We start from the raw sequence: 1,350 nt of genomic DNA on the forward strand, positions 1-1,350 counted from the left end.
GATAAGGCACACGCGGAAAATCGGTTTTGAGGAATTCTTTATAGGTGTCGCGGTAGGTTGGGCTGTGGAGTAACGCATAAATATAATCGAGCATATCGATTGGCGTAAAAAAACCTGGCATGTTGTCATTCTGAGCAACGCGAAGAATCTCTTGAGCGCTTGCTTTGTCGGTTGGAGATCCTTCACTGCGTTCAGGATGACCGTTAAGGTGACACGAAGGCACAAAGGATTTTTCTGGGTTTTCGGCGGCAAAGGGTAGATTCAGTGCGGCTTCAAACGCTTTGATTTCATCGGGGTTTAAATTGGGAATGCGTTCGCCACCTTCTTTTGGGTAGAGATAGAGTGGAAAATTCATGGCGTTACTGCCAGTAGTACCTGATAAAAAAATGGCTTCTGAAATATTAGTTGTTACAAACGCATGTGCATAAATTTTATCTCTACAGGCTTTTGTACTTAATAAGCCAATATTTAGATTTTGCCCTGCATAGTGCATCATTACTTTCCTGACAGTTCGCCAGACAAGTTTGTCTTCATAAATAATATATTGGTTATCAAATGGTCGATATGCGAGTGGTTTAATCAAAGATTTAACATCCACATTTTGTAGATTTCTCCATCCTTCCAGGATATTCCACCCATTTTTCTTTTTCACATCAAATTCTTTATGAAGTTCATCTTCTAATGGTTCAGAAAGTTTGAAGTTATTGAATTTTTTTATAAGGGATTGTGCATTCTGGTCTATAACAAAATTGTCATGGGCAGTTGTCATACCGTTCCCATTTATTGGAAATAAGTTATTTAATGGAAAAAATTTATCGTATTCGCTTTGCAAGCCAAAGTTCTTAGGCACCATAAAATACATAGGCGCAACATTCGGGATTGCTTGATAGGGCACATCTTTAAAAGCGGTGTTTTCTAAGAAGGTGTATTTGTCTTTGCGTTTGCCATAGAGATCATAATGATAAATTTGGCCTAAATCACCAGGCCTGGTGATTTTAGAACCGTTTTTTACCAGAATATTAATCGACACGCCTTGTTCAATATCAAATATGTTTTCGTCTTTTGAGCCATCGGGCGCGGTTTCTTTTTTCTTGGCGTTGCCGTGCAGGTCGATGGTGTAGATTTCATCGTAAGTGCTGAGTAGATTCCAGCGCATGCCGCGAAAAGTCGGGTTGTCTAAAAAGCCGTGTGGGTTGATAAACGCCATCACACCTTCGCCGTTCTTTTCAATAAAGTATTGGGCAAAACGCATAAATTTCACATAATCGTCGTTAATCCATTTCGGGTTACGTTCTTGCAGTTTTTGTTTGCCGCCGGGTTCTTTTTTGTAGTCGTCCATAAGCGACATAA

General features: G+C 39.9%; 1 protein-coding gene. It reads right to left on the reverse strand.

The window, feature by feature from the left end:
- On the reverse strand, nt 1–1,339 hold a 1,339-nt coding region (locus IBX48_RS10580), incomplete at its 3' end, for a type ISP restriction/modification enzyme (RefSeq protein ID WP_365942556.1).
- Nucleotides 1,340–1,350 lie beyond the last annotated feature (11 nt).

It is taken from the genome of Thiomicrospira sp. (assembly GCF_014859555.1).
Classification (GTDB): Bacteria; Pseudomonadota; Gammaproteobacteria; order Thiomicrospirales; family Thiomicrospiraceae; genus Thiomicrospira.